General features: G+C 65.5%; 22 protein-coding genes. 10 read left to right on the top strand and 12 right to left on the bottom strand.

The annotated features are described in order from the left end of the window. Positions 1-95 precede the first annotated feature (95 nt). Positions 96-2,975, bottom strand: coding sequence for a ribonucleoside-diphosphate reductase subunit alpha (locus tag C3F42_RS24385; RefSeq protein WP_038706633.1), 2,880 nt, complete (start codon positions 2,973-2,975; stop codon positions 96-98). Positions 2,976-3,750: 775 nt separating this feature from the next. Here C3F42_RS24385 and C3F42_RS24395 point away from each other — a divergent pair. Beyond that, entirely contained in the window at positions 3,751-4,446 is a 696-nt protein-coding gene (locus C3F42_RS24395; RefSeq protein WP_104445015.1) for a response regulator transcription factor, read from the top strand. Then, on the top strand, positions 4,443-6,047 hold the full coding sequence (locus tag C3F42_RS24400; RefSeq protein WP_023632361.1) for an ATP-binding protein: 1,605 nt from the start codon (positions 4,443-4,445) through the stop codon (positions 6,045-6,047). Before C3F42_RS24395 ends, C3F42_RS24400 begins: the two co-directional genes overlap by 4 nt. On the opposite strand, the gene C3F42_RS24405 is transcribed toward C3F42_RS24400, so the two are convergent. Further along, positions 6,044-6,745 carry a 4'-phosphopantetheinyl transferase gene (locus C3F42_RS24405; protein WP_094011798.1) on the bottom strand — a complete coding sequence of 234 codons (702 nt, stop codon included), beginning with the start codon at positions 6,743-6,745 and terminating at the stop codon, positions 6,044-6,046. The genes C3F42_RS24400 and C3F42_RS24405 overlap by 4 nt on opposite strands. A gap of 162 nt (positions 6,746-6,907) precedes the next feature. After that, positions 6,908-7,699 carry a dienelactone hydrolase family protein gene (locus tag C3F42_RS24410; RefSeq protein ID WP_104445016.1) on the bottom strand — a complete coding sequence of 264 codons (792 nt, stop codon included), beginning with the start codon at positions 7,697-7,699 and terminating at the stop codon, positions 6,908-6,910. Between the two features lie 123 nt (positions 7,700-7,822). Between C3F42_RS24410 and C3F42_RS24415 the strand changes: the two genes are divergently transcribed. The 4 genes from C3F42_RS24415 (at position 7,823) to C3F42_RS24430 (ending at position 12,163) form a co-directional block, all read left to right on the top strand. Continuing rightward, positions 7,823-8,428 (top strand): outer membrane beta-barrel protein, encoded by a 606-nt coding sequence (locus C3F42_RS24415; protein WP_023632176.1) that lies wholly within the window; start codon positions 7,823-7,825, stop codon positions 8,426-8,428. Between the two features lie 86 nt (positions 8,429-8,514). Then, positions 8,515-9,192, top strand: coding sequence for a response regulator (locus tag C3F42_RS24420; RefSeq protein WP_023632177.1), 678 nt, complete (start codon positions 8,515-8,517; stop codon positions 9,190-9,192). Next, the gene (locus C3F42_RS24425; protein ID WP_094011800.1) at positions 9,189-10,529 is read left to right on the top strand and encodes an ATP-binding protein; all 1,341 of its coding nucleotides are present in this window, start codon (positions 9,189-9,191) and stop codon (positions 10,527-10,529) included. The genes C3F42_RS24420 and C3F42_RS24425 overlap by 4 nt, the downstream gene beginning before the upstream one ends. A gap of 311 nt (positions 10,530-10,840) precedes the next feature. Then, complete coding sequence (locus C3F42_RS24430) at positions 10,841-12,163, top strand: dicarboxylate/amino acid:cation symporter (protein ID WP_023630780.1); 1,323 nt, start codon at positions 10,841-10,843, stop codon at positions 12,161-12,163. Positions 12,164-12,220: 57 nt separating this feature from the next. Here C3F42_RS24430 and C3F42_RS24435 read toward each other — a convergent pair whose 3' ends face one another. Then, positions 12,221-12,715 carry a SprT family zinc-dependent metalloprotease gene (locus C3F42_RS24435; protein WP_046854519.1) on the bottom strand — a complete coding sequence of 165 codons (495 nt, stop codon included), beginning with the start codon at positions 12,713-12,715 and terminating at the stop codon, positions 12,221-12,223. Between the two features lie 140 nt (positions 12,716-12,855). After that, positions 12,856-13,455: a Yip1 family protein gene (locus C3F42_RS24440; protein ID WP_023630778.1), complete on the bottom strand. Its 600-nt coding sequence runs from the start codon at positions 13,453-13,455 to the stop codon at positions 12,856-12,858. A 263-nt stretch (positions 13,456-13,718) separates the two neighbouring features. On the opposite strand from C3F42_RS24440, the gene ttcA reads away from it, so the two are divergent. After that, positions 13,719-14,543, top strand: coding sequence for a tRNA 2-thiocytidine(32) synthetase TtcA (ttcA, locus tag C3F42_RS24445; RefSeq protein ID WP_023630777.1), 825 nt, complete (start codon positions 13,719-13,721; stop codon positions 14,541-14,543). Between the two features lie 4 nt (positions 14,544-14,547). Beyond that, on the top strand, positions 14,548-15,219 hold the full coding sequence (locus tag C3F42_RS24450) for a DNA-3-methyladenine glycosylase I (RefSeq protein ID WP_023630776.1): 672 nt from the start codon (positions 14,548-14,550) through the stop codon (positions 15,217-15,219). A 33-nt stretch (positions 15,220-15,252) separates the two neighbouring features. Here C3F42_RS24450 and C3F42_RS24455 read toward each other — a convergent pair whose 3' ends face one another. From C3F42_RS24455 to arsC, 3 genes are read right to left on the bottom strand one after another with little or no spacing between them, the layout of a single operon-like run. Further along, complete coding sequence (locus C3F42_RS24455; protein WP_031315197.1) at positions 15,253-15,666, bottom strand: DUF2069 domain-containing protein; 414 nt, start codon at positions 15,664-15,666, stop codon at positions 15,253-15,255. Further along, positions 15,659-16,264, bottom strand: coding sequence for an NAD(P)H:quinone oxidoreductase (gene wrbA, locus C3F42_RS24460; protein ID WP_038706629.1), 606 nt, complete (start codon positions 16,262-16,264; stop codon positions 15,659-15,661). The genes C3F42_RS24455 and wrbA overlap by 8 nt, the downstream gene beginning before the upstream one ends. Next, positions 16,261-16,614: an arsenate reductase (glutaredoxin) gene (gene arsC, locus C3F42_RS24465; RefSeq protein WP_023632208.1), complete on the bottom strand. Its 354-nt coding sequence runs from the start codon at positions 16,612-16,614 to the stop codon at positions 16,261-16,263. Before arsC ends, wrbA begins: the two co-directional genes overlap by 4 nt. 86 nt (positions 16,615-16,700) lie before the next feature. Between arsC and C3F42_RS24470 the strand changes: the two genes are divergently transcribed. Then, entirely contained in the window at positions 16,701-17,168 is a 468-nt protein-coding gene (locus C3F42_RS24470; protein WP_023632209.1) for a TlpA disulfide reductase family protein, read from the top strand. A gap of 74 nt (positions 17,169-17,242) precedes the next feature. Here the strand turns inward: C3F42_RS24470 and C3F42_RS24475 are convergent, their stop codons facing one another. The 4 genes from C3F42_RS24475 to C3F42_RS24490 all read right to left on the bottom strand — a co-directional run bounded on the left by C3F42_RS24475 (position 17,243) and on the right by C3F42_RS24490 (position 21,988). Beyond that, positions 17,243-17,647 carry an META domain-containing protein gene (locus C3F42_RS24475; protein WP_023632210.1) on the bottom strand — a complete coding sequence of 135 codons (405 nt, stop codon included), beginning with the start codon at positions 17,645-17,647 and terminating at the stop codon, positions 17,243-17,245. After that, entirely contained in the window at positions 17,648-18,082 is a 435-nt protein-coding gene (locus C3F42_RS24480) for a hypothetical protein (protein WP_023632211.1), read from the bottom strand. A gap of 31 nt (positions 18,083-18,113) precedes the next feature. Next, positions 18,114-19,103: a 2-hydroxyacid dehydrogenase gene (locus tag C3F42_RS24485; protein ID WP_094011802.1), complete on the bottom strand. Its 990-nt coding sequence runs from the start codon at positions 19,101-19,103 to the stop codon at positions 18,114-18,116. A gap of 128 nt (positions 19,104-19,231) precedes the next feature. Continuing rightward, positions 19,232-21,988, bottom strand: a complete 2,757-nt coding sequence (locus tag C3F42_RS24490; RefSeq protein ID WP_104445017.1) for a response regulator — start codon at positions 21,986-21,988, stop codon at positions 19,232-19,234. Between the two features lie 195 nt (positions 21,989-22,183). Between C3F42_RS24490 and C3F42_RS24495 the strand changes: the two genes are divergently transcribed. Further along, positions 22,184-22,900, top strand: coding sequence for a response regulator transcription factor (locus C3F42_RS24495; protein WP_023632826.1), 717 nt, complete (start codon positions 22,184-22,186; stop codon positions 22,898-22,900). Positions 22,901-22,903 lie beyond the last annotated feature (3 nt).

Raw genomic sequence — 22,903 nt, forward strand, 5'->3', positions numbered from 1 at the left:
GCAGTGCCGGCCTCATCGCTGGCAAGCCAGCTCCCACAGGGTTCTGCGCCGTGGCGCAGAAAAGAGGCTACCCGGGGGTAGCCTCTGCGAAGGCCTTATTGGCAGGCTTCGCAATCCGGCTCGTCGATGGCGCAGGCCTTCGGTACCGGGGCTGGGCCCGCGGCCTGGACCGGGGCGCTGTCGCCGCCGCTCGACACGGCGTTGAGCTTGCCAGTGTTGATGGTCGACTTCTCGGTGCTGGTCGCGGCCAGGGCACGGAGGTAGTAGGTGGTCTTCAGACCACGGTACCAGGCCATGCGGTAGGTCACGTCCAGCTTCTTGCCCGAAGCGCCGGCGATGTACAGGTTCAGCGACTGGGCCTGGTCGATCCACTTCTGGCGACGGGAGGCGGCATCGACGATCCACTTGGTCTCGACTTCGAACGCGGTGGCGTACAGGTCTTTCAGCTCTTGCGGGATACGCTCGATCTGCTGCACGGAACCATCGTAGTACTTCAGGTCGTTGATCATCACCGAGTCCCACAGGCCGCGGGCCTTCAGGTCGCGGACCAGGTACGGGTTGATCACGGTGAATTCGCCCGACAGGTTCGATTTCACGTACAGGTTCTGGTAGGTCGGCTCGATGGACTGCGACACGCCAGTGATGTTGGCGATGGTCGCGGTCGGCGCGATGGCCATGATGTTCGAGTTACGAATACCTTTTTGTACACGCTCGCGCACCGGGGCCCAGTCCAGGCTCTCGGTCAGGTCGACGTCGATGTACTTCTGGCCACGGGCCTCGATCAGGATCTGTTGCGAATCCAGCGGCAGGATGCCCTTGGACCACAGCGAACCCTGGAAGGTCTCGTAGGCGCCGCGCTCGTCGGCCAGGTCGCAGGAAGCCTGGATCGCGTAGTAGCTGACCGCTTCCATCGACTTGTCGGCGAACTCGACGGCAGCATCGGAGCCGTACGGGATGTGCTGCAGGTACAGCGCGTCCTGGAAGCCCATGATGCCCAGGCCGACCGGGCGGTGCTTGAAGTTCGAGTTACGCGCTTGCGGCACCGAGTAGTAGTTGATGTCGATCACGTTGTCGAGCATGCGCACGGCGGTGTTCACGGTGCGTTGCAGCTTGGCGGTGTCCAGCTTGCCATCGACGATGTGGTTCGGCAGGTTGATCGAGCCCAGGTTGCAGACCGCGATCTCGTCCTTGTTGGTGTTCAGGGTGATCTCGGTGCACAGGTTCGAGCTGTGGACCACGCCCACGTGCTGCTGCGGGCTGCGCAGGTTGCACGGGTCCTTGAAGGTCAGCCACGGGTGGCCGGTCTCGAACAGCATCGACAGCATCTTGCGCCACAGGTCTTTGGCCTGGATGGTCTTGAACACCTTGATCTTGTTGTACTCGGTCAGGGCTTCGTAGTACTCGTAGCGCTCTTCGAAGGCCTTGCCGGTCAGGTCGTGCAGATCAGGCACTTCCGATGGCGAGAACAGGGTCCACTTGCCGTCATCGAAGACGCGCTTCATGAACAGGTCAGGGATCCAGTTGGCGGTGTTCATGTCGTGGGTACGACGACGGTCATCACCGGTGTTCTTGCGCAGCTCGATGAATTCTTCGATGTCGAGGTGCCAGGTTTCCAGGTAGGCGCATACGGCGCCCTTGCGCTTGCCACCCTGGTTCACGGCGACGGCGGTGTCGTTGACCACTTTCAGGAACGGCACGACGCCTTGCGACTTGCCGTTGGTGCCCTTGATGTACGAGCCCAGGGCGCGCACCGGAGTCCAGTCGTTACCCAGGCCACCGGCGAATTTCGACAGCATGGCGTTGTCGTGGATCGCGTGGTAGATGCCCGACAGGTCGTCCGGCACGGTGGTCAGGTAGCAGCTCGACAGCTGCGGACGCAGGGTGCCGGCGTTGAACAGGGTCGGGGTCGAGGCCATGTAGTCGAAGGACGACAACAGGTTGTAGAACTCGATCGCACGGGCTTCTTTGTCTTTCTCTTCCAGCGCCAGGCCCATGGCCACACGCATGAAGAACACCTGCGGCAGCTCGAAGCGCACGCCATCCTTGTGGATGAAGTAGCGGTCGTACAGGGTCTGCAGGCCCAGGTAGGTGAACTGCTGGTCGCGCTCGTGGTTGATCGCCTTGCCCATGCGCTCCAGGTCGTAACCTTTCAGCGCCGGGTCGAGCAGTTCGAACTCGACGCCTTTCTCGACGTAGGCCGGCAGGGCCTTGGCGTACAGGTCGGCCATCTCGTGGTGGGTGGCGCTGTCGGCGACGTTCAGGAAGCCCAGGCCTTCGGCACGCAGGGTGTCCATCAGCAGGCGGGCGGTGACGAACGAGTAGTTCGGCTCGCGCTCGACCAGGGTACGGGCGGTCATCACCAGGGCGGTGTTGACGTCCTTCAGGGCGACGCCGTCGTACAGGTTCTTCAGGGTTTCGCGCTGGATCAGCTCGCCATCGACTTCGGCCAGGCCTTCACAGGCTTCGCTGATGATGGTGTTCAGGCGCGCCATGTCCAGCGGCGCCAGGCTGCCGTCGGCCAGGGTGATGCGGATGCTTGGGTGCGGCTCGACCACGCTGTCGGCGTTGGAGCGGGTAGCACGCTCCTTGGCACGCTGGTCGCGGTAGATGACGTAGTCACGGGCGACTTTCTGCTCGCCGGCGCGCATCAGGGCCAGTTCGACCTGGTCCTGGATTTCTTCGATGTGGATGGTGCCACCCGATGGCATGCGACGCTTGAACGTGGCGGTGACCTGCTCGGTCAGGCGCGCGACGGTGTCGTGGATGCGCGACGAGGCGGCAGCGGTGCCGCCTTCAACTGCGAGGAACGCCTTGGTGATGGCAACGGTGATCTTGTCGTCGGTGTAGGGGACGACAGTGCCGTTACGCTTGATCACGCGCAGTTGGCCAGGGGCGGTGGCGGCCAGATCCTGGTTCGAATCGGCGGCCTGAGGCGCCTTGGCCTGCGGGTTCTCGCGAGTTGTGTCGGTTTGCATGGGTGGGTGTCTCCACAGTTTCTAGTTTGTTCAGGCGCCGTTGTCGGGCGCCACCGTTCCGTCCACTTGCTCGATGGCCCGGGCGGGGATGCGCGTGAAGCACACGCATCCGCCCGCTCGGGCTTACCGACTTCGGGACAGACTCAGGAATTAGGGGCAGTAACCTGCCGCTCCCTGGCCGAAGTCAAAGGTTCTGGGCGTACCCAAAATCTGTTGCTGATGAGTGCGGGCCTTGCCTGCAACACTCATACCCGAACAAGGCCGTCTGCGGCTTGCCTCGGTCGCCCTCCGCAGGAGCGGTTTGGCTGTTGAAATCACCTTAAGTTCAGCCAGAAAATTCGCTTGAATTTGCCTGTTGACTTGTGTTTGTGATTTTGCGCAAAACCCAATATCTAGTGGTTCGCTGCGATGGGGATACAAGATAATGCGGTCCAGGGGGCTTTGCAAGGTCGGCGCCTGTGGATAACTTGTGGGTACTTTGTGAGTCATCCGTGGGTATTCGCTGTAGGCCTTGTCCCAAGAGGTTTGCACGATTTTTTGCCTGTGCTACGCCGCCGCGAAGATTTTTTAGGGCGCGCACCCTATCACAAAAAACGGTTCAGTCGAGGGCTGTTTGCGGTGGTTGGCAGGGGTGGGGGCGGGACGTAGTATCCGGGGCTGATGTTGCGCTTTGGTGAAGGCGGATTTGCTCTGCAATCAAAGGGTTGTGCTGGCCCCGCGATAAGGCCGGCACGGATAACACAAGGCCAGACAATAAACAGAAGAAGGGGAGGCCATGGACCAACCAATCAATCGCATCCTGATCGTCGAGGACGACCAGCGCCTGGCCGAACTGACTGCCGAATACCTCCAGGCCAACGGCTTCGAAGTGGCGGTGGAGGGCGACGGTGGCCGCGCCGCGCGGCGCATCATCGACAGCCAGCCGGACCTGGTGATCCTCGACCTGATGCTGCCCGGCGAAGACGGCCTGAGCATCTGCCGCCGCGTGCGCGGCCAGTACGCCGGCCCCATCCTCATGCTCACTGCCCGCAGCGACGAGCTCGACCAGATCCAGGGCCTGGACCTGGGCGCCGACGACTACGTGTGCAAACCGGTGCGCCCGCGCGTGCTGCTGGCGCGTATCAATGCCCTGCTGCGCCGCAGCGACGCCCCGGAGCGCCGCCAGGACCTGACCTTCGGGCCCCTGCATATAGACAGCCGCCAGCGCGAGGCGTGCCTGCACGGCCAACTGGTCGACCTGACCGGCGCCGAATTCGACCTGCTCTGGCTGCTGGCCAGCAACGCCGGACGCGTGCTGTCCCGCGAGGAGATCTTCACCTCGCTGCGCGGCGTCGGCTACGACGGCCAGGATCGCTCCATCGATGTGCGCATCTCCAAGATCCGCCCCAAGATCGGCGACGACCCGATCACCCCGCGGTTGATCAAGACCCTGCGCAGCAAGGGCTACCTGTTCGTCGGCGAGGCGCCATGAACTCGATCTTCCTGCGCATCTATGGCGGCATGCTCGCGGTGCTGGTGCTGGTGGCCGTGCTCGGTGTGCTGAGCCTGCACCTGCTCAACGAAATCCGCGCCGGCCAGCACCGCGAGCGCCTGGCCCAGGGCACCTTCAGCCTGATGGCCGACAACCTGGCGCAGCAGAACGCGGTGGAGCGCACCCGTTCGCTGGTGATCTGGGAGCGCCTGCTCGGCGTGCCGCTGGACCTGCAACCGCTGTCGGCCTTTACCCTCGACGGCGGGCAGCGGGCACGGCTGTACCGTGACCTGGTGGTGGTGGAGAAGACCGGCCCGCATGCTGCCCGGGTGCTGCGCCGGGTTGGCCACGAGGACCTGCTGCTGGTGGCCGAGGTCAAGCAGATCAGCGAGCAGCTGGCCCGCGCCACCCTTTATCTGTTGGCCGACGAACTGGTGCGCTACCCGGTGACCGAGCAGCAGGCGCGCCTGGCGCAGCTGCGGCAGAGCAAGGGCTTCGGTTTCGACATCGCCTTGCAGCGCATCGAGCGCGCCGCCCTGGACGACGACCAGCGACGCCGGGTGGAGGAGGGCGATACGGTGATGGCCCTGGGCAGGGACGGCGATTCGATCCGCGTGTTCTCGGGGTTGTCCGGTTCGCCCTGGGTGCTGGAGATCGGCCCGTTGTATCAGCTCAACCCCTATCCGCCGCAGTTGCTGATCCTCATCGCCTTTCTCGGCCTGTGCCTGATCGGCCTGGTGGTCTACCTGCTGGTGCGCCAGCTGGAGCGGCGAGTGTCGGGCCTGGAGGTGGCGGCCACGCGCATCGCCCAGGGCAGCCTCGACACCCGGGTGCCGGCCGGCGATGCCGACTCGGTGGGGCGTCTGGCCGAGGCCTTCAACGGCATGGCCGAGCACCTGCAGCGTTCATTGACCATGCAGCGCGAGCTGGTGCGGGCGGTGTCCCACGAGCTGCGCACGCCGGTGGCGCGGCTGCGCTTCGGCCTGGAGATGATCGAGAGCGCCGGCAGCGACGAGGCCCGGGCCAAGCACCTGGCGGGCATGGACGGCGATATCCAGGATCTGGACAAGCTGGTCGACGAGATGCTGACCTACGCCCGCCTGGAGCAGGGCGCGCCGGCCTTGCATTTCCAGGTGGTGGACCTGGACGAGCTGCTGGCGCGGGTGATCGAGGAGCTGGCACCGCTGCGCGCCGAGGTGCGGGTGGTGCGTGGCGAATGCCACGGGCTCGACGGCGGCGACGCCCGGGTCGAGGCCGAGCCGCGCTACCTGCACCGGGCCCTGCAGAACCTGGTGCGCAATGCCATGCGCCATGCGGAATCCGAAGTGCGCGTGAGCTATCACCTGGGGCAGCAACGTTGCCGCATCGATGTGGAGGACGACGGCCCCGGGATTCCCGAGGGCGTGTGGCACCGCATCTTCACCCCCTTCACCCGGCTCGACGACAGCCGCACCCGGGCCTCGGGCGGGCATGGCCTGGGGCTGTCGATCGTGCGGCGGATCATCTACTGGCACGGCGGCCGCGCCCTGGTCGGGCACAGCGAGCAGTTGGGCGGGGCGTGTTTCAGCCTGAGCTGGCCGCGGGAGCAGCCACGCGACTAAACGCTGATCAGACTGAGCAGGTGGCCGTCCTGCAGGCAGAACTGGCCATCCAGCTCGACGCCGTGGTGCCATTCGGCCGACAGGTCGGTGAGCAGGCGCAGGCGCGCGTGGCCGTCGGCGGACCATTCCAGCAGTTCGGCGTGCTCGAAATAGAAGCGCTTTTTCGTCAGTGGGTAGAGCGTCTTGAACAGGCTTTCCTTGAGCGAGAAGGTCAGGGTCACGGCCAGGGCCTGTTGGCTGCGGTCCAGGCGTTCGAGTTCCGCGGGGGTGAGGATCTCCCCGGCCAGGCGTTCGGCGCGGTCCTCGCCGAGCAGGGTTTCCTGGTCCAGCCCGAGGCCACGGCATTGGCCGTCAGCGGCGACCACGGCGGCGGCCCAGCCCTGGCCGTGGGTGATCGAGCCGTGGATGCCGGCGGGCCAGATCGGCGAGCGGTCTTCGTGGGTAGCGGGCGCGTAGTCGCGGCCATCCAGATGTTGCAAGGCTGCACGGGCGCAGACTCGGCCTGCCAGGTACTCGGCCTGGCGCTTGGCCACCGAGCGTTGCAGGCTGGCGGTCTGTTCGATGCCGGCGCGCTGGAAATCGTCCGGCGCGAGATTGGCCGGGTCGAAGGCGCAGCTGACCAGCACCGCGCCAGGGACCGGGCGCGGCAGGGGCCAGTGGTGCTGGAGCGGGGCGCAGCAGGTGGGGAGTCTGTTCATGGCGGGTATTGTGCCAGCCTGGTGGCTGGTGGTGGAGCACAGATTTTGGGGCTGCTGCGCAGCCCTTTCGCCGGCGAGCCGGCTCCCACAGGGGGGGCGTCGCCATCTTTTTGTGGGAGCCGGCTTGCCGGCGAAAGGGCTGCAAAGCGGCCTCGGCGATCATCAGTCGAGCGCATCCTTCAAGAACGCCTGCATATCCTTCCACGAGCTCTCGTCAGCTGCCTTGTCATAGCCGATATCCGGCCCGCCATGCTCGCCATGGCTCAAGCGGTCGGCATCCGGGTTGGTGAAGCCATGCTTGGCCCCCGGGATCCCGACGAACTTGTAGTCGGCCTTGGCCGCATCCATCTCCGCCTTGAACGCCGCCACCTGCTGCGGGGTGACCATGCTGTCGGCCTCGCCATGCTCCACCAGGATCTTGGCCCGGATCACCCCCGGCTTGGCCGGCGTCTGGGTCACCAGCGCGCCATGGAAGCTCACCACGCCGTCGAGCTTCTCACCGCGGCGCGCCGCGTCCAGCACCACCTTGCCGCCAAAGCAGTAGCCGATGGCCGCCAGCTGGTGCTTGTTGGTGTTGGGCTGGATCTTCAGCAGCTCCAGCCCGGCATCGAAGCGCCGGGCGGCGGCCGCTGGGTCCTTCATCGCCGCGGCCATGAACGCTTGGGCATCCTGCGGGTGCTCGGTGTTCTTGCCGTCGCCGTACATGTCGATGGCCAGGGCGTTGTAGCCCAGCGCCGCGAGGTCGCGGGCGCGGCGCTTGGCGTAGTCGTTCAGCCCCCACCATTCATGCACCACCACCACGCCCGGGCGCTTGCCCTTGATGGCGTCGTCGTAGGCGTAGTAGCCGATCAGCGCAGTGCCGTCGGCGTCCTGGTAGCGGATCTCGCGGGTCTGCACCGCCGCCTGGGCGAGGGTGGCGCCGCACAACAGGGCCAGTGCAAGCAGGGTACGCATGGTCGAGCTCCTTGTTCGGTTCGTTCAGCCCAGGTTCAGGCCGGGTTCAGCAGGGGTTCAGGGCGCCCTCCCTACTCTAGTCCCCAGACAGAAACAACGCATCCAACCCGGAGTACCTGAACCATGAAAACGCTCAATACCCTGATCGCCGCCATGGCGGTTTGCGCCGCCGGCCTCACCACCGCCGCCCAGGCCGATGACAATTTCGCCAGCCTGACCTACGGCCAGACCAGCGACAAAGTGCGCAAGTCCGGCCTGTTGCAACGCAACACCGACGGCCTGAACGCCGACGGCATCATCGGCAAGGACAGCACCTGGGGCGTGCGCCTGGGCAAGATCAACGACCAGGGCCGCTACTACATGACCTACGACAACGTCTCGGGCGATCACAGCGGCGTCAAGCTGCGCCAGGAAAACCTGCTCGGCAGCTACGACCTGTTCCTGCCGGTGGGCGATACCACCAAGCTGTTCGGTGGCGGCACCCTGGGCATGACCAAGCTGACCCAGGACTCGCCGGGCGCCAGCCGCGACACCGACTACGGCTATGCCGTGGGCCTGCAGGCCGGCGTGATCCAGGAAATCACCGACAAGGCCTCGGTGGAGATGGGCTACCGTTACCTGCGCAGCAACGCCGCCACCGAGATCGGCGCCCACGGCGGGCCGAAGGACGGCACCCTGCGCCTGACCAGCAGCGCACAGACCTACCTGGCGGCGAGCTACAAGTTCTGAGGTCGCTGTTATCCTGTACCGGCCTCATCGCGAGGATGCCCCGCGATGAGGCCGGTACAGGCATTCGCTATTGGAAGGAGAACTGCATGAAATTGCTGGTGGTCGAGGACGAGGCGCTGCTGCGTCATCACCTGTTCACCCGCCTCGGCGAGGGCGGCCACGTGGTGCAGGCGGTGGCCAACGCCGAGGAAGCCTTGTACCAGGCCGAGCAGTACAACCATGACCTGGCGGTGATCGACCTGGGCCTGCCGGGCATGAGCGGGCTGGACCTGATCCGTCAGTTGCGCAACCTTGGCCAGACCTTCCCGATCCTGATTCTCACCGCCCGTGGCAACTGGCAGGACAAGGTCGAAGGCCTGGCCGCCGGCGCTGACGATTACGTGGTCAAGCCGTTCCAGTTCGAAGAGCTGGAGGCGCGCCTGAACGCCCTGCTGCGCCGCTCCAGCGGCTTTACCCAGTCGACCATCGCCGCCGGCCCGCTGGTGCTCGACCTCAACCGCAAGCAGGCGACCCTGGACGAGCAACCGCTGGCGCTGACCGCCTATGAATACCGCATCCTCGAGTACCTCATGCGTCATCACCAGCAGGTGGTGGCCAAGGACCGCCTGATGGAACAGCTGTACCCGGACGACGAGGAGCGCGACCCGAATGTCATCGAGGTGCTGGTCGGCCGCCTGCGCCGCAAGCTCGAGGGCGACAACGGCTTCAAGCCGATCGATACCGTGCGTGGCCTGGGCTACCTGTTCACCGAGCGCTGCCGATGATCCGCTCGCTGCGGGTGCGCCTGATGCTGGCGGCGGCGTTGCTGGCGCTGCTGTTCATGCTGGCGCTGCTGCCGGCGCTGCAGAAGGCCTTCAGCCTGGCGTTGCAGGAGTCCATCGAGCAGCGCCTGGCCTCGGACGTGACCACACTGATTTCAGCTGCGCGCATAGAGCGTGGCCAGTTGCAGATGCCGGCGCTGCTGCCGGACGAACGCTTCAACCTGCCGTATACAGGCTTGCTCGGCTACATCTTCGACCGCCAGGGCAAGCTGGTGTGGCAGTCGCGGGCCACGCGCAACCGCAACATCAACTACCACCCGCGCTATGACGGACGTGGCAACGAATTCGCGCGTATTCACCAGGACGACGGCGAGGAGTTCTTCGTCTATGACGTCGAGGTCAAGCTGCTTGGCGGCAAGAGCGCGGCGTTCAGCATCGTTGCCTTGCAACCGGTCCGCGAATACCAGGACACCCTCAATGGCCTGCGCGAGAAGCTCTACTTCGGCTTCGGCGCGGCGCTGCTGGCGCTGATGGTGCTGCTGTGGGCCGGCCTGACCTGGGGCCTGCGCTCGCTGCGCCGGCTCAGCTCCGAGCTGGATGACGTGGAGAGCGGCGCCAGGGATGGACTGAGCCGCGAGCACCCGCGCGAGCTGCTGCGCCTGACCGGCTCGCTCAACCGCCTGCTGCGCAGCGAGCGCGAACAGCGCCAGCGCTACCGCGACTCGCTCGACGACCTGGCCCATAGCCTGAAGACCCCGCTGGCGGTGTTGCAGGGCGTGGGCGAGAGCATGGAGCAGGGCGACCGCGAGCAGGCGCGGGTGCTGCAGAGCCAGATCGAGCGCATGAGCCAGCAGATCGACTACCAACTGCAACGCGCCAGCCTGCGCAAGAGTGGCCTGGTAAAGCACCAGGTCCAGCTCAAGCCGTTGCTCGACAGCCTGTGCAGCACCTTGGCCAAGGTCTATCGCGACAAACGCGTTGAGGTCGGTTTCGATCTGCCGGCCGATGCGCGCGTGCCGATGGAGCAGGGGGCCTTGCTCGAGCTGCTCGGCAACCTGCTGGAGAACGCCTACCGGTTGTGCCTGGGACAGGTGCGGGTCAGCCTGCGCGAAGCGCCTGGGCAACTGGAGCTGTGGATCGAGGACGACGGCCCGGGTGTGCCGCCCGACCAGCGTGAGCGCATTCTCGAACGCGGCGAGCGGCTGGACCGCCAGCACCCCGGGCAGGGGATCGGCCTCGCGGTGGTCAAGGACATCATCGACAGCTACGACGCCGAGTTGAGCCTGGGCGACTCCGAATTGGGCGGGGCTGCGTTCCGCATCGCTTTCCGGCTCGATTGAAATCGCGCAAGACTTGTAGGCGCGCGCTGGGCGGAAATCCGCCAACCTGCCCTGTACGATTTCCGCCATCGGGCGGAAATCCGCCATTTCCCACCGGCTATTACGCCCCGTCCCGGGGCATTCACACCCTGTAATCATTGGCTGTGCACCTCAAGCGGGCACTTTGGCATCGCCCTTGCTATTCACCTGGCAGAGGCCTGCCCAGGCGCTCGAACACAACGACAAATCCCTCCGGGTACAGGAGGGTTCGCGATTCAGGTGCCCCGACATCCTGGGAAGGATGCGCCGGCCCACTTGAGGAAAAACTAGCCATGACGACTCGTCAGCCGCTGTACAAATCGCTGTATGTCCAGGTGATCGTCGCGATCACCATCGGTATCCTGCTCGGCCACTACTACCCGGAAACCGGCGTAGCCCTCAAACCCTTGGGTGACGGCTTCGTCAAGCTGATCAAGATGGTCATCGCGCCGATCATCTTCTGCACCGTGGTCAGCGGCATCGCGGGCATGCAAAGCATGAAGTCGGTCGGCAAGACCGGCGGTTACGCGCTGTTGTACTTCGAGATCGTCTCCACCATCGCCCTGATCATCGGCCTGGTGGTAGTCAACGTGGTGCAGCCGGGCGCCGGCATGCACGTCGACGTCAGCACCCTCAACGCCAGCAGCGTGGCTGCCTATGCCGCCGCCGGCGCGCAGCAGACCACCGTCGGCTTCCTGCTCAATGTCATCCCCAACACCGTGGTCGGCGCCTTCGCCAACGGCGACATCCTGCAAGTGCTGATGTTCTCGGTGCTGTTCGGCTTCGCCTTGCACCGCCTGGGCAGCTACGGCAAACCGGTGCTGGATCTGATCGACCGCTTCGCCCATGTCATGTTCAACATCATCAACATGATCATGAAGCTGGCCCCGATCGGCGCCTTCGGTGCCATGGCCTTCACCATCGGCCAATACGGCGTGGGTTCGCTGGTGCAGCTGGGCTACCTGATGGCCTGCTTCTACATCACTTGCCTGCTGTTCGTCCTGGTGGTGCTGGGCGGTATCTGCCGCGCCCACGGCTTCAGCGTGATCAAGCTGATCCGCTACATCCGTGAAGAACTGCTGATCGTGCTGGGCACCTCCTCCTCCGAGTCGGCCCTGCCGCGCATGCTGGCCAAGATGGAGCGCCTGGGCGCGAAGAAATCGGTGGTTGGCCTGGTGATCCCGACCGGCTACTCGTTCAACCTGGACGGTACCTCGATCTACCTGACCATGGCCGCGGTGTTCATCGCCCAGGCCACCGACACCACCATGGACATCACCCACCAGATCACCCTGCTGCTGGTGCTGCTGGTGGCCTCCAAGGGTGCCGCGGGCGTCACCGGTTCCGGCTTCATCGTCCTGGCCGCCACCCTGTCGGCCGTCGGCCACCTGCCGGTTGCCGGCCTGGCGCTGATCCTGGGTATCGACCGCTTCATGTCCGAAGCCCGCGCCCTGACCAACCTGATCGGCAACGCCGTGGCCACCGTGGTCGTGGCCAAGTGGGTCAAGGAGCTGGACACCGACACCCTGCAGGCCGAATTGGCGTCTGGCGGCTCGCCGCTGATCGACACCCGTCCGACCGACGACCTGGGCGTGGCCGAAGGCCCGGCGCGTTGAGCGTGAGTTGAAATGCGAAAAGGCGACCCTCGGGTCGCCTTTTTCATGCGTTGACGATTATTCGACCCGGGTCTCGCCGCTGTATACCAGGATCTCCCGGCAGCGCCGGCACAGGTAGCGTCGCCCCTGGCGCACCAGCTTGTGGCGCTGGGCGGTGAACGGGAAATCGCTTTCCGGGCACGGACAACGGTAGATGTAGCGTGTCGCCACGCGCCGCTGCACTTCGTAGTTGTGGCAGCGGTTTGGCGGCAGCTCGTACACCCCGCGCATGATCAACTGCCACTCCTCGCCATGGGCCTGGATGCGCTCGCCGAACAGCTGGTGGGCGATCAGGTGGGCGACCTCGTGGGCCACAGTCTGGCGCAGGAAGTCTTCGGCGTTCTCGCGGTACAGCTGCAGGTTGAAGCGCAGCAGGTTCTCGTGCAGGTGGGCGACGCCGGCCTTCTGTCCGCGCAGCTTGAAGCTGACCTGCGGGCGCGGGAAGGGGCGTTTGAAGAAGGTTTCGGCTTGCTGGTAACAGGTTTCGACGCGTTGTCTGAGCAGCTCGGGCATGGCGGGGTAGTTCTCCTGACCGGGCATTATGCCGCAGGCAACGGGCGGCTGCCGAGCCGCCGGTCAGGCACACGAAGCGAGGCCGCCTTGCGGCGGCCCCGGTGATGCCCCAGTGTTGGTTGGATCTGGTTGGTATGCGTTCAGTTGGTATAGACGGGCCCCACGCCCAGTCCCCAGATGATCACGGTCGCGGCCATGATCGCCACCAGAACCACGAGGCCCACCGCCAGCACCGAGCTGGAGAACAGGAAGCCTTCATCCGACGGTATGTTCATGAAGGTCGGCAAGCCGACATACAGCAGATACACGGTGTAGCAGATCGCCGCCGTGCCGATCAGCATGCCCAGCCACAGGTGTGGGTACAGCGCCGCAAGGCCGCCGATGAACAGCGGAGTGGCGGTGTAGGTGGCAAAGGCGATGCACTGCGCCATGCTCGGGTTGGCGTCGTAGGTGCGCGCCATCCAGTGGATGAAGGCGCCCATCACCGCCACGCCTGCGAGCATCGCCAGGTAGGACATGATGCTCATCCACAATGCGCTTTCCATGGTCAGCATCACGGCTGGCCGCTCGCCGATCACCCAGCCGACCTGGGTGGTGCCGATGAACGCCGACACGGCGGGGATCGCCGCCAGGATCAGCGTGTGTGTCAGGTACATGTGGCTGATGCTTTCATCCTCGCCACGAATCTCCCGCCACTCCTGGTCGGGGTGGGTGAACAGCCCAACAACGTGATGAATCATACGGGTCACTCCTATCGTCGTTGCCAAACGCCCCCCGGATGGAGCGCCTATGGCCCGAGGCCAGGACACCAGGTGCTGCGCCAATGTGGCCTTATGTCGCAGTATAGGAAGCGGATTCCCGCATAAAACCGGCTTTTTAGAGCAAATCGCGCTGTCAGGACGGTTGTTGATTCCCTTGAAGTCTTTATCGGATTCACCTACTGCGCCGCCCGGTTTGTGCGTAAAATAGCCGGCTTTTGTCACACCTCGCGGATCCAAGCGCTATGGGCACCCTCTCGGTCAACCAGAACAAACTGCAAAAACGCCTGCGTCGCCTCGCCGGCGAAGCCATCACCGACTTCAACATGATCGAGGATGGCGACAAGGTCATGGTCTGCCTGTCCGGCGGCAAGGACAGCTACACCATGCTCGACGTTCTGTTGCACCTGCAGAAGGTGGCGCCGATCAAGTTCGAGATCGTTGCGGTGAACATGGACCAGAAGCAGCCGGGCTTCCCCGAGCACGTGCTGCCGGCCTACCTCAAGGAACTGGGCGTCGAGTACCACATCGTCGAGAAGGACACCTACTCGGTGGTCAAGGAGCTGGTGCCCGAGGGCAAGACTACCTGCTCGCTGTGCTCGCGCCTGCGCCGCGGCACCCTGTACACCTTCGCCGACGAGATCGGCGCGACCAAGATGGCCCTGGGGCACCACCGCGACGACATCGTCGAGACCTTCTTCCTCAACATGTTCTTCAACGGCGCGCTCAAGGGCATGCCGCCGAAGCTGCGCGCCGATGACGGGCGCAACGTGGTGATCCGCCCGCTGGCCTACTGCAGCGAGAAGGACATCCAGGCCTACTCGGACATGAAGGAATTCCCGATCATCCCGTGCAACCTGTGCGGCTCGCAGGAAAACCTGCAGCGCCAGGTGGTCAAGGACATGCTGGTGGAGTGGGAGCGCAAGCACCCTGGCCGTACCGAGAGCATCTTCCGCGCCCTGCAGAACGTCGCCCCGTCGCAATTGGCCGACCGCAACCTGTTCGACTTCACCAGCCTGAAGATCGACGAGAGCGCCACCCCGCGCTTCCTCGACGTGTTGAATATCTGACCTTATGCGCGACTACCAGTGGTTGCATGAGTACTGCCTGAACCGCTTCGGTTCGGCCCAGGCGCTGGAAGCCTTCCTGCCGCAGCCGCGCACACCCGCGCAGCTGCGTGACATCACCGACGACCGCTACCTGTCGACCCTGGCCCTGCGCGTGTTCCGCGCCGGGCTCAAGCACAGCCTGGTGGATGCCAAGTGGCCGGCGTTCGAGCAGGTGTTCTTTGGCTTCGACCCGGAGAAAGTGGTGCTGATGGGCGCCGAGCACCTGGAGCGACTGATGCAGGACGAGCGCATCATCCGCCACCTGGGCAAGCTCAAGAGCGTGCCGCGCAATGCGCAGATGATCCTCGACGTGGCGAAGGAGAAGGGCAGTTTCGGCGCGTTCATCGCCGACTGGCCCGAGACCGATATCGTCGGGCTGTGGAAGTACCTGGCCAAGCATGGCAACCAGCTGGGCGGGTTGTCGGCGCCGCGTTTCCTGCGCATGGTCGGCAAGGACACCTTCATCCCCACTGACGACATGGCCGCCGCGTTGATCGCCCAGAAGATCATCGACAAGCCGCCGACCAGCCTGCGTGACCTGGCACTGGTGCAGCAGGCGTTCAACCAGTGGCATGCCGAAAGCGGGCGGCCGCTGTGCCAGTTGTCGGTGATGTTGGCGCATACCGTCAACCATTGAGATCGCCGGGGCCGCAATGCGGCCCCGATACGGTCAGGCACCTTCGCCGGCCAGGCGTCGATCCTGCTGGAACTTCCAGCGCACGAACAGCAAGCCGCTGACGAACAGCCCCAGGCTCACCAGCACTTCGACCCAGCCGAACAGCGCTCGGGCGGGGTCGAAGGCGGCCAGCACGCCCTTGATGAAGTAGATATTGACCACGAAGCAGGTCCAGGCATGCGCCCGGGCGCTGCCCATCAGCATGCCCGGCAGCAACAGCAGCAGGGGGATCAGCTCGATGGCCAGGATCACCTCGACCCGCGCCCCGTGCAGGTTGGCGAACCACAGGTTGTTCACCACCAGCAGGGCGATCAGGCCGAAGAAGCAGGCCAGGCTCAGGGCGCGGGTCAGCCGTACGCGTGGGGCGAGCCACTCCAGCGGCGGCAGCACCTTGGGTTTTCTAGCCACGCTGGCCACCCAGGGCCTTGGCGGTGTTGGCCAGGCGTTGGCCGAGGGCGCGGCACAGGGTGATCTCGTGCTGGTCCAGCTCGCGCTTGCCGTCGGCGCCGGCATGGTGGCTGGCGCCGTACGGGGTGCCGCCGCCGCGGGTATCGAGCAGCGCCGACTCGCTGTAGGGCAGGCCGGTGACCAGCATGCCGTGGTGCATCAGCGGCAGCAGCATCGACAGCAGGGTGGTTTCCTGGCCGCCGTGCAGGCTGGCGGTGGAAGTGAACACCGCCGCCGGCTTGCCCACCAGTTCGCCGCCCAGCCACAGGCTGCTGGTGCCGTCGAGGAAGTACTTGAGCGGCGCGGCCATGTTGCCGAAGCGGGTCGGGCTGCCCATGGCCAGGCCCGCGCAGTGGCGCAGGTCGTCGAGGGTGGCGTACAGCGCGCCGCTGGCCGGGATGTCCGGGGCCACGGCTTCGCACTCCGTGGAGATCGCCGGCACCGTGCGCAGGCGTGCCTCCATGCCGGCCATCTCGACGCCGCGGGCAATATGCCGGGCCATCTCGCTGGTCGAGCCGTGGCGGCTGTAGTACAGCACCAGGATGTAGGGTTCGCTCACGGCAGGATCTCCAGGACCTTCTCGGGTGGGCGACCGATCACGGCCTTGTTGCCTGCGACCAGGATCGGGCGTTCGATCAGCTTGGGATGCTCGACCATCGCCTTGATCAACTGAGCGTCGCTCAGGGCAGGGTTGGCCAGCTCCAGGGCCTTGTATTCGTCTTCGCCGGTGCGCAGCAGTTGGCGCGCGCCGATGCCCAGCTTGGCAAGCAGCTGTTCGAGGGTGGCGGCGTCCGGCGGGGTCTCGAGATAGCGCACGATGGTCGGTGCGAGGCCGCGTGCCTCGAGCAGTTCCAGGGCGCCGCGGGATTTCGAGCAGCGCGGGTTATGATAGAGGGTCAGATCGGTCATGACGGGTCGCATCCAGCTGGGTGTGGCGGCTATTCTAACCGCAGCGACCGACTTCAATGCTTGAAAACTTCGAGAAGGATTGACCCATGGCAAGGCGTTTGGCAGCTGCACTGGCCATCACCGCGAGCCTGCTGCTCGGCGGCTGCGGTGCGGACTACGGCGTGGACCAGCACGGCAATACGGTGAAGGCCGAACAGGTCGAGGGGCACTGGCTGGTGCTCAACTACTGGGCCGAATGGTGCGGCCCGTGCCGTACCGAAATCCCCGAGCTCAATGCTGCGGCGAAGCAGTGGGATGCCGAGGGCATCAAGGTGCTGGGGGTGAACTTCGATGGCTTGCAGGGCGCCGACCTCAAGGCCGCCGCCGAGACCCTCGGCATCGGCTTCACCGTGCTCGCGCAAGACCCGGCCGAGCGCTATGAGCTGCCGCGCAGCGAGGCGCTGCCGGTGACCTATATCATCGATGACAAGGGCAAGGTGCGCGAGCAACTGCTGGGCGAGCAGACCCTCGAGGGTTTGCAGGCCAAGATCAAGGCGTTGAAAGGCGGCGCCTGAACCCTGCATCGCGGGGCAAGTCGCATCGGCGCACCGTCGCTCCCACGTAGGAGCGGGCTTGCCCCGCGATGGTTTCAGCCTTCCTCAGGCCAGAACCGCAGCGGCTTGCCCTCGGCCGGCCAGAAGCGGATCTGCTCGATTGGCGACACGTCCCAGCGCTGCACCGTTTCCAGCGCCTGCAGGAAGCGTTTCTCCTGGTCCATCAGCGCTGGCGCGCATAGCTTGCGGGTCTTGCCGACCTTGCCGAAGCTTAAGTGCTCGCCGTCCAGCGTATAGGGCGCGAACCAGTGGTTGCAGCCGGCATTGCCATAGGCACGACCATCGCTGGCCAGGGTCAGGGTCAGGTGGCTGTAGTCGATCAGCGGGCGTTCACCGATCCACTCCAGCAGGTAGCTTTGCTCCTGCTGCAGCTTCGAAGGTTGCGACGCGCAGCCCATCAGGCCAGTGGCGATCAGCACGCCGGTCAGCAGCTGTTTCACTCAGGCTCGCTCCTGGCACTGCGGGCACAGGTGCTTGTCGCCCTGGCTGGCCCAGCCCAGCTCCTGGACACGGGCGGTGGCTGCCGGGGCGTGGCCCTTCTTGCCGAGCTTGGCTTCGGTGGCGAACTCGAAGTCCAGCACCGCGTCGCAGCCATCACACTTGACCTGCCACTCGTGGATTTCCAGTTCGTTGAATACTGGCCCCTGGGCCACGGCCACCCACTGCCCGGTGGGGTTGATCAGGTGGCGTACGCTGTCGACGGTCAGGCGCATGGACAGGGTTTTGCTGCCTTTGAGCGAAACCAGCAGTGCGTCGCCTTTCTGGATCGAGCCGCCGTTGCCGGTGACCTGATAGCGGCCCGGTACCAGCGCGCGGCACTCGATCAGGGTGTGTTGCGGGTTGAAAAGGGTGTAGCGGAAATCGTGTTCGACCATGGGTCCTCCAGAAATGCCGCGTATCCTAGCATCATCCCGTGACCAGATTCTGCGGATTGCCTGCCGCCCAGCGGGCGATGTTGTCCAGGGTGATGGCCGCGATGGCATCCAGGGCCTCGCGGGTAAGAAACGCCTGGTGCGCGGTGACGATCACGTTGGGGAAGGTCAGCAGCCGTGCCAGCACGTCGTCCTGCAGCGGCAAGTCGGAGCGGTCCTCGAAGAACAGCTGCGCCTCTTCTTCATACACATCTAGCCCCAGGTAGCCGAGCTGGCCGCTCTTGAGCGCGTCGATCAGTGCCGGGGTGTCGACCAGCGCGCCGCGGCCGGTGTTGATCAGCATGGTGCCGGGCTGCAGCTGGGCCAGGCTCTGGGCATTGATCAGGTGGCGGGTATGTTCGGTCAGCGGGCAGTGCAGGCTGATGATGCGTGCCTGGCGCAGCAGCTCGGGCAGCTCCAGGTAGCGGGCGCCGAGGGCGACCAGCTCAGGGTTGGGGTAGGGGTCGTAGGCCAGCAGCTGGCAGCCGAAACCGGCCATGATGCGGGCGAAGGCCGCGCCGATCTGGCCGGTGCCGACCACGCCGACGGTCTTGCCGTGCAGGTCGAAGCCGGTCAGGCCGTGCAGGGTGAAATCACCTTCGCGGGTGCGGTTGTAGGCGCGGTGCAGGCGGCGGTTGAGGGCCAGGATCAGGGCCACGGCATGTTCGGCGACGGCGTGCGGCGAGTAGGCCGGCACGCGCACCACGCTGAGCCCGAGGCGCTGCGCGGCAGCCAGGTCGACGTGGTTGTAGCCGGCCGAGCGCAGGGCGATCAGGCGCGTGCCGCCAGCGGCCAGGCGCTGTAGGACCTGGGCGTCGAGTTCATCGTTAATGAAGGCGCACACCACTTCGAAGCCCTGGGCGAGGGCGGCGGTGTCCAGGGTCAGGCGGGCGGACTGGTAGTGCAGCTCCAGGGCGTCCGCGCTGGCGGCGCGGGTGAAGCTTTCCTGGTCGTAGTGCTGGCTGCTGAACAACAGGGCGCGCATGGGGGCTTCCTTCTGTGAGTCGGCAACAGTCTAGGCCGTCAGGGAGATCGGGTATTGATCTGTGACGGCCCTGTCGCGGGGCAAGTCGCACCCCCGCTCCCACGACTCTTGCAAAGCCTGTGGGGGATTCAGGCGCTTTCGCGTGCCTGCTCGGCCAGTCGGCTGATGGCCTGGTCCAGTTCGTCCAGGGCCTGCAACGCCTGGGGGCTGTCCTGCTTGAGCAAGGTCTCGCTGCGCTGGCAGGCCGCGCGCAACTGCGGTACGCCGCAATAACGCGAGGCGCCGTTGAGCCGGTGCACCCGCTCGATCATGGCGTTGCGGTCGGCAGCGTCGCGGGCGGCCTGGATGGCCTCGCGGTCGGACTCCAGCGAGGCCAGGAGCATTGCCAGCATATCCGCCGCCAGGTCTGGCTTGCCGGCGGCCAGGCGTAGCCCTTCCTCTGGATCGAGCACCTTCAGCTCGCTGCTGTCGGGCAGGCGCTCACTGGGCCGTTCCTGTGGCGGTGAGCCCAGGCTCAGGCCGGTCCATTTCATCACCACCTGGGCCAACTGGCGCTCGCTGATCGGCTTGGTCAGGTAGTCGTCCATGCCGCTGTGCAGCAAGGCACGCTTTTCGTTGGCCATGGCGTGCGCGGTGAGGGCCACGATGGGCAGGGCCGGACCGCTCTGGCTGGCCTCCCACTGGCGAATCTGTTCGGTGCAGGCACGGCCATCCATGCCTGGCATCTGCACATCCATCAGTACCAGGTCGAAGGGCTCGTCCTGCACGGCCTGCACCGCGGCATAGCCGCTGTCCACCGCCAGTACCTCGGCGCCCATTCCTTCGAGCAGGGTCTGCACCAGCAGCAGGTTGGCCGGGTTGTCGTCGACGCACAGGAGCTTGGGCATGCGTTGGCCGCCGTTGCTGCGTTGCTCGCACACCGGCCGGCGCGGCTGCACCAGTTCCAGCAGCAGGCGACGCAGCTTGCGTGTGCAGGTGGGCTTGGCCAGCAACTGGCCGTGGGCGTTGGGCAGGTAAGGGTGGTAGAGCGGCTGCTCCCTGGTGGGGCACAGCACCACGCACTGGCATCCCAGGCGCTCGAGCTGTTGGTGGTATTGCCCCAGTTGTTCCGGCGCCAGGCTGCCGAGATTGACCCCGAGCACGGCGAAGTCGAACGGCTGCCCGGCCTGGCTTGCCGCCTGCACGCCGTGCAGCAGTTGGTCGCAGGAAGCGAACACTGTGACCGCCAGGCCGCAGTCCTCGAGCTGGTGCTGCAATGCCTGGCGGGCCAGGTCGTGCCCGTCGACGATGGCCACGCTACGGCCGACCAGGGCCTGGGCGGGTTGCTCCTCGGTGTCGTCGTGGGCCTTGGGCAGGTTGAGGCTGATCCAGAACTGCGAGCCTTCGCCCGGCGTGCTGTCGACGCCGATTTCGCCACCCATCTGTTCGATCAGGCGCTTGGAGATCACCAGGCCCAGGCCGGTACCGCCGGGCTGGCGTGACAGCGAGTTGTCGGCCTGGCTGAAGGCCTGGAACAGGGTGCGCACATCCTGCGGCGACAGGCCGATGCCGGTGTCCTGGACGCTGATGCGCAGTTGCACGCTGTCTTCCTGCTCGTCCTCGAGCATGGCGCGCACGACGATGGTGCCTTCGCGGGTGAACTTGATGGCATTGCTCACCAGGTTGGTGAGGATCTGCTTGAGCCGCAACGGGTCGCCCACCAGCGACAGCGGGGTGTCGCGGTAGACCAGGCTGAGCAGCTCCAGCTGCTTGGCGTGGGCGGCCGGGGCAAGGATGGTCAGGGTGTCCTGGATCAGGTCGCGCAGGTTGAGCGGGATGCTGTCGAGCACCAGCTTGCCGGCCTCGATCTTGGAGAAGTCGAGGATCTCGTTGATGATCCCCAACAGGTTGTCGGCGGATTTCTCGATGGTGCCTAGGTAGTCGAGCTGACGCGGGCTGAGCTCGCTCTTTTGCAACAGGTGGGTGAAGCCGAGGATGCCGTTGAGCGGGGTGCGGATCTCGTGGCTCATGTTGGCGAGGAACTCGGACTTGATGCGGCTGGCCTCCAGGGCCTCCTTGCGCGCCATGTCCAGCTCGATGTTCTGGATCTCGATGGTTTCCAGGTTCTGGCGCACGTCCTCGGTGGCCTGGTCGATGCTGTGCTGCAGCTCTTCGTGGGCGCTGTGCAGGGTCTCGGCCATGCGGTTGATGCCAGCGGCCAGTTCGTCGAGCTCGTGGCTGCCCATGGCTGGCAGGCGTTCGTCGAGGTGGCCGTCCTTGAGCTGGTTGACCGCGTGCTTGATGCGGTTGATCGGGTCGTTGATGGTGCGGCTCATGCGCAGGGCGAGCAGCGCGGTCAGGCTCAGGCAGGCGAGGATCAGCAGCAGGCTGGTGAACAGGTTGCGGTAGCCGCGCAGCAGGGTGCCGTCGTGGGAGAGCTCGATCTCCACCCAGCCGAGCAGGCGCTCGGCTTCGGCGGGTACGGCGTCGGTGGCCAGGTCGCGGTGATGGCCGAACACCGGCATCAGGTAACGGGTGGCATCGTTGCCGGTGCGCTGGAGCAGTTGCGTGCCGGTGCCGCCGCTGGGCGGCTGGTTGAGCATGCTGGGGCCGGCGTGGGCCAGGCGCGTGCGGTCGGCGGCGAGGAACGCCACGGCGCGCACGTCGACCTGCTCCAGGGCCTGGGCCGCGATGCGCTCCAGCTGCGCCGGGGACTGGCGGGCCAGGGCCGGCGCCGCCAGGGGCGCCAACTGCTCGGCGATCATCTTGCCGCGTTGCAGCAGCTGCGTGCGCAGGTCGCTCTGCTGCAACCAGGTGAAGTAACTGCCCAGCACCAGGGCCATCAGGCTGGCGGGGAGCAAGGCCAGCAGCAGGACGCGGCTGCGGATTCCCAAACGGTCGAGCACACCTGTCTCCTGTCATGTGCCTTGAAAAGCGCTGTTCGCGCATCAGCGGGAACGTTACTCCGCGCCGCAGGCATTTGTAAGGCTTTTGTTTGCCAAGTAACCCGGCTGTACGATGGCGCGTCAGTCGGGCGACGGTTGCCTTGCCGGGAGCGCTTGCCCAATAATCACGCAACTGAGAATCGATGGCAGTTGCCAATGCATCCTGAAGCTATTCACGCCACCCACATCCTGGCCATCGAGGACGATCCCGTGCTCGGTGCCTACCTGCGCGAAGAATTGCGCCGCGGCGGCTTCCAGGTGACTTGGTGCCGTAGTGGTCTGGAGGGGCTTGAGGAGGCGGGACGACAAGCCTTCGACCTGGTCCTGCTGGACATCCTGCTGCCCGGCCTCAATGGCCTGGATGCGCTGACCAGCCTGCGCCGACGCAGCGCCACGCCGGTCATCCTGATGTCGGCGCTGGGGGCCGAGGCCGATCGTATCAATGGTTTTGAACGCGGCGCGGACGACTACCTGCCAAAGCCTTTCAGTTTCGCCGAGCTGCGGGTGCGCATCGAGGCCATCCTGCGCCGAGTGGCTTTCGAACGACGGGCGTTGGCGCCGCGCAAGGAGGCGGAGCCGCTGTTGCGCTTTGACGAGCAAGCGGCCGATATCTGCCTTGCCGGCCAGTGGGCCGGGCTGACCCCCAGCGAATACCGCCTGCTCGACACCTTGTATCGCAGCGAGGACGAGGTCCTCAGCAAGCCGTTCCTGTACCAGCAGGTGCTGCAGCGCGGATACTCGCGCCATGACCGCAGCCTGGACATGCACGTCAGCCAGATTCGCCGCAAGCTCAAGGCCATCGGTTATCACGAGCGGCAGATCCGCACCGTCTGGGGCAAGGGCTATGTATTCGGCGTGGGCGAGGTCGACTGAGTC

The organism is Pseudomonas sp. PONIH3 (assembly GCF_002934345.1).
Lineage (GTDB): Bacteria > Pseudomonadota > Gammaproteobacteria > Pseudomonadales > Pseudomonadaceae > Aquipseudomonas > Aquipseudomonas soli.